At 52.6% G+C, this 4,778-nt stretch carries 2 protein-coding genes; one reads left to right on the top strand and one right to left on the bottom strand.

All coding sequences use genetic code 11. The features are described 5' to 3' along the window. Positions 1-223: 223 nt before the first annotated feature. On the bottom strand, positions 224-1,729 hold the full coding sequence (locus LKK83_RS10945) for a serine/threonine protein kinase (protein ID WP_324631141.1): 1,506 nt from the start codon (positions 1,727-1,729) through the stop codon (positions 224-226). A 695-nt stretch (positions 1,730-2,424) separates the two neighbouring features. Here LKK83_RS10945 and LKK83_RS10940 point away from each other — a divergent pair. Continuing rightward, positions 2,425-4,778, top strand: a 2,354-nt coding sequence (locus LKK83_RS10940; protein ID WP_324631140.1) for a two-partner secretion domain-containing protein, incomplete at its 3' end; no start/stop codon positions are given.

The raw sequence follows: 4,778 nt of genomic DNA, 5'->3' as shown, positions 1-4,778 counted from the left end.
TTTAGGCTGGTCAGGTGGTTAGAAGTACAAGCCCCTGGCTTTAGACATGGGGTTGGTTTCTACGGAGTCCCTGACGGCGGATGTTTCTAAAGCGGGTGCAGAGACTTTACTGGCGATCGCAGTGTTTTAATTATAGCTTAAATCCCGGGAAAAACCCTGTCGCAGAATACCATTGCCTCCCGAGGCTTACGCCTAACGTGGGATAATAGGGAAAGATTGATGCTTAACTCAATTGCAACCAGTGGCGAATCTCTTGGGCTAAGGCGAGTAACTCTGGTTCTGGCAACTGCTGTCCGAAGACATATTTTTTAGAACGGGAAAAGATAGCCCATTTGGCTTTTACGGTAATCACAATTCCACTATAAACGCGATTATTGTATTCGTATTTGCCCACAGAAATTTCTTTAATTTGGGGGGTTTCTCCCCGTTTGGTTTCGTAGCCGCTCGAGCCAAAATGCCGCCGTTCGATTTCAAAATTTTTGCTGTCGAAACAAATGTGGGTGCGCTCGAAAAAATCGCCGCCTCGGATGGACCAAAGGAGGATTAAAATCAGCAGCAAGGGCATCAATAAGGGGAGGAGGACGAAGGGGAGGGAAAACAGCAACAGCAGGAGTCGCGAGGCGATCGCGCCAAAGGAATAGAGGAAATAGGGGACAAAGCGGGAGAGGGCAAGAAATACACCGAGGGTGGCGATCGCGATGCTGACTTGTACGGGGGGTTCGGCGAGGGAAAAGCTGTGGAAGAGGGAGGTAAAGGGGTGGACTAACGCGCCGAATAAGCCTTTAATGCCGGTGGCGATCGGTTGTAAAAAGGTGAGTTCGAGGGGGGAGGGGATTTCGATGGCGAGGCGATCGGGGGATTTGTACAGGTGAACCGAGGGCAGGTGGGGTTGGGCGAGGGCCACCGGGGGGGAGGTTTCGGGACAGGTTTGGAGGGCGTCGAGGGCTTCTAAGGCGTGGTTGGCACTGGCGAAGCGTCGTTCGAGGGCGGGATCGGTGAGGCGATCGATCCACTCCTGGAATTCCGGGGTGAGGTTGGCACTGACGCTGTGGACCCATTGGATCCGCATTTCCCGCTGGGGTAATTCTGCTGGGGGTACGGCGGTGAGTAAGTGAATCAAACTGGCTCCTAGGGCGTACAGATCCGAGGCGGGCACCGCCTGACCTCCAAATTGTTCCAGGGGGGTGTAACCGTAGGTACCGACGACGGTAAAGGTGCCCCCTGGGTTGATGGTGCGATTTTGCACGGCCCCAAAATCAATCAGATGCACGCGATCGTCTTCTCCCCAGAGTAAGTTGCTCGGTTTGATATCCCGGTGCAGCACTTGGGGGCGGCGTTGGTGCAGATAGGTGAGGATTTGCAGCACTTCCCGGGCGATGCAGCACAGTTGTTCCGGGCTAAACTGGGAGCCGCGATCGAGCAATTCCTTGAGGGTGGATCCGGGAATGTATTCCTGAACCAGAGCAAACCACAGGGTCTGCTCGTCTACGGAAAAATAATCCCGATAGGTGGGAATTTGCGGATGATTTAACTGCTCGAGGACCTGTGCCTCGCGCTCGAACAACTTCAGATCTTCCCACTGCATCGGACCACCAAATGCTAATAGCTTCACCACTACAGACTGATGAGCCTGCAGGTCCTCCGCCAGCCAGGTTTGACGCACCGGTCGATCGCTGAGCTGGCGTTGGAGTTTATAGCGCTTGTTCAGTAGGGAACCAGATTCGAGCATGGCGTCAGGGACTAGGTGCAATCAATAATGCCACTTCTAAGATAGCTTCTGCAATGCCATTGCCCAAGGGGATTTCCCGCCAAACATGCCGCTCCCACCGGATTTCTTAACAAATTTTATTCTTTCTTGCCTCTATCTTTAGGTATAAAGTGGCGGGGATTTACTGCATTTGGGTGAAAAAACATCGACCCAATAGCCCGTAATTTCCTACTTATCTATTCCCAAAGTTAGAGAATATTTTCAAAGATTCATTGCGTTTAGTTTAACCCTTATCTCGTTTTTGTCATTCGGCATTCGCCAGAAAAATATGTTAAAATTTATCCGAACTGTCAGGGTGTGGTATTTTTCCTACATTCTAATAAAAAAAGCGGATACTATGCCTACTATCGCCCCTAGATGAAAAGGGGAGACTCCACCCGGGCGAAACCACTCCTCCCGTTTAACTCAGATTTTCCGGGGTTGGAGGGGGTTTTTTTCGGGAGTAAACAAGGGTGAAAATTATTTTGTTCACTGATGGTAGGGAGGTGGTGGATGGGAACTGATGCCTTTGCGGGAGTCGGAAAATGAGGGATGGAAGGGCGAAAATGACAATTTTTGCCTGGGTCTGTTCGTCACAAACGACAAATGCGATAGAACAACTATCACCACCGCTATCGATTAATTGTCCATATATTTACTGCGATCGCAAATCTTTTATGAAATTACTTTTTTCAGAAAAAAAAATAACGGGTTTTCACCGCTGGTGGCTGTTTCCCCTGTGGATTGCGCCCCTGCTGTTTGCGGAACGGACTCAGGCGCAACCGATCGTGCCGGCGGCGGATGGAACTGACACGGTAGTTACGCCGGCGGGGGAAGTTTTTCACATTCAAGGGGGACAAACCTCCGGCGATCGCGCCAATCTGTTCCACAGTTTCGAACAGTTTGAATTGCACAAGGGGCAAACGGCTAATTTTATCTCCAATCCAAACATTGAAAATATCCTCGGACGAGTCACTGGGGGAAATGCTTCGTTGATTAATGGTTTAATCCAAGTCAGCGGGGGAAATTCTAATTTATTTTTAGTCAATCCTGCCGGAATTGTGTTTGGGGCGGATGCGCGGTTGAACGTGCCGGGGTCATTTAATGCTTCGACGGCGACGGGAATTGGATTCGATAGGGGGGGATGGTTGCACGCCGAGGGAATGAATGAATATGCCACTTTGGTAGGTACTCCGAGTCTGTTTTCTTTTTCTCTTTCCTCGGCGGGAAATATTATTAATGCCGGGGATTTGGAGGTGGGTGCGGGTGAAAATTTAACCTTACTTGGCGGTAGGGTTATTAATACTGGCAAACTCCGTGCGCCTGGGGGAAATATTACGGTTGCTGCGGTTCGAGGGGAAGGGATGGTGCGGGTGGCACAAGCGGGACATCTACTGAGTTTGGAGATTTCGCCTTTTCCGAGTCGGGGTGATTCTGCAACGGTGCTGACGCCGCTTTCTTTACCGGCATTACTCACCGGGCGGGATATCGGTCACGCGCGGGGTCTGACGGTGAATGGGGCGGGAGATGTGGTGCTGACTGGTTCGGGGTTGCAGGTGGAGAATGGGGATTTGGTGGTGGCGAATGGATCGATCGGGGGCGATCGCGCCGCGCCAGGGGATTTACCGCGTCACATTTCCCTCTCGGCGGCGGAGAATCTCACTATAGTCCAAAGTGACTTGGCCAGTCAAGGGGACTTAAGTCTGCTAGCTGGGGATACGGTGCGGGTGCGCGATCGCGGTACGCCCTTGCGGGTGTTCTCTGGCGGCAATCTCCGGATTCAGGGGAATCGCCACATCGATATCCTGGCGCTGAGTCTGGGCGAACCCACCCCCCGCAGGCCGCACGCAACTGCCGCATCTCCATTTCAAGCGGCCGGAGATATCACTTTAGTAAGCAATGGCATTCTGTCGGCGGATTCTCACTTTTCGGCGGGGGGCAATTTCTCGATTTTCAATGTGGCGGGAGAAGCGGGAACTTTTGTGAGTCTTTATGACCCGATCGTGCGCTCCGATGGGGATGTTATTTTTGGCGATTATACGGGGGTGTCGCTGAAGGTGGAAGCTGGAGGGGCGATCGCTGCTGGCGAAATTACCATCACTGGCCCGGATACGACGTTATCGGATTCTGCCGATCCAGAAGCAGATATTCTTACCAGTAGTGCGGCGCTGATTTTGCGATCGGGGATTTCTAACTCCGAGTTTGGCGCAACCGTGCCCGCAGAGGTGACGGGGGGTACCTTTTTTAGCACCTCTAATTCTCCCTCGAATAATAACATTTCTGTGGGCAAGATTTCCACTGCGTCCGGACCGGTGATTATCGACTCGGCAAATTTATTGGTGGTGGATTCGATCGCTACGGATGGCGGCGCGATCGCCCTGAGTGCGATCGGCGATATCGTCGCTACCGGCACCCTCGATTCCGCTGGCGGCAATATTGACATCACTACCGAGAATTTTGTCCGCGTCCAAGGTACTTTTTCTACCCCCGACGGCGTTAGTGCCAGTATCTCATCTGCGGATAGCAACGGGTTGGGTGGCTCGATCCGCATCGAACATGGTGGCAGTACCACCACTCCGTTTGTTGTGGGCGATTCTACCACAAATGGCACTGCAGGCGCAATCACCAGCGGTTCCGAAACCATTGCGCCACAGTTTTCGGTGCCCGTCCCACCCAGTACCTACACGCAAGGGAATATTGATATCGTTACCACTGCTCCCGATCCTCCGGAACAACCCAGTGAGGAAACCCCAGAACAACCCAGTGAGGAACAACCGAGTCAGGAAACCCCAGAACAACCCAGCGAGGAAACGCCGGAACAACCGAGTCAGGAAACCCCAGAGCAACCCAGTGAGGAACAACCAACTGGGGAAACTCCGGAACAACCCAGTGAGGAACAACCAACTGGGGAAACGCCAGAACAACCAACTGGGGAAACGCCAGAACAACCAACTGGGGAACAACCAACTGGGGAAACGCCGGAACAACCAACTGGGGAAACGCCGGAACAACCAACTGGGGAAACTCCGGA

The organism is Phormidium sp. CCY1219 (assembly GCF_035615515.1).
Lineage (GTDB): Bacteria > Cyanobacteriota > Cyanobacteriia > Cyanobacteriales > Laspinemataceae > CCY1219.
This window is presented reverse-complemented; position numbering and strand designations above follow the sequence as displayed.

Excerpts from the sequence above, each read along its gene's own strand:
- LKK83_RS10945 (WP_324631141.1), bottom strand. The coding sequence starts at position 1,729 with ATGCTCGAATCTGGTTCCCTACTGAACAAGCGCTATAAACTCCAACGC.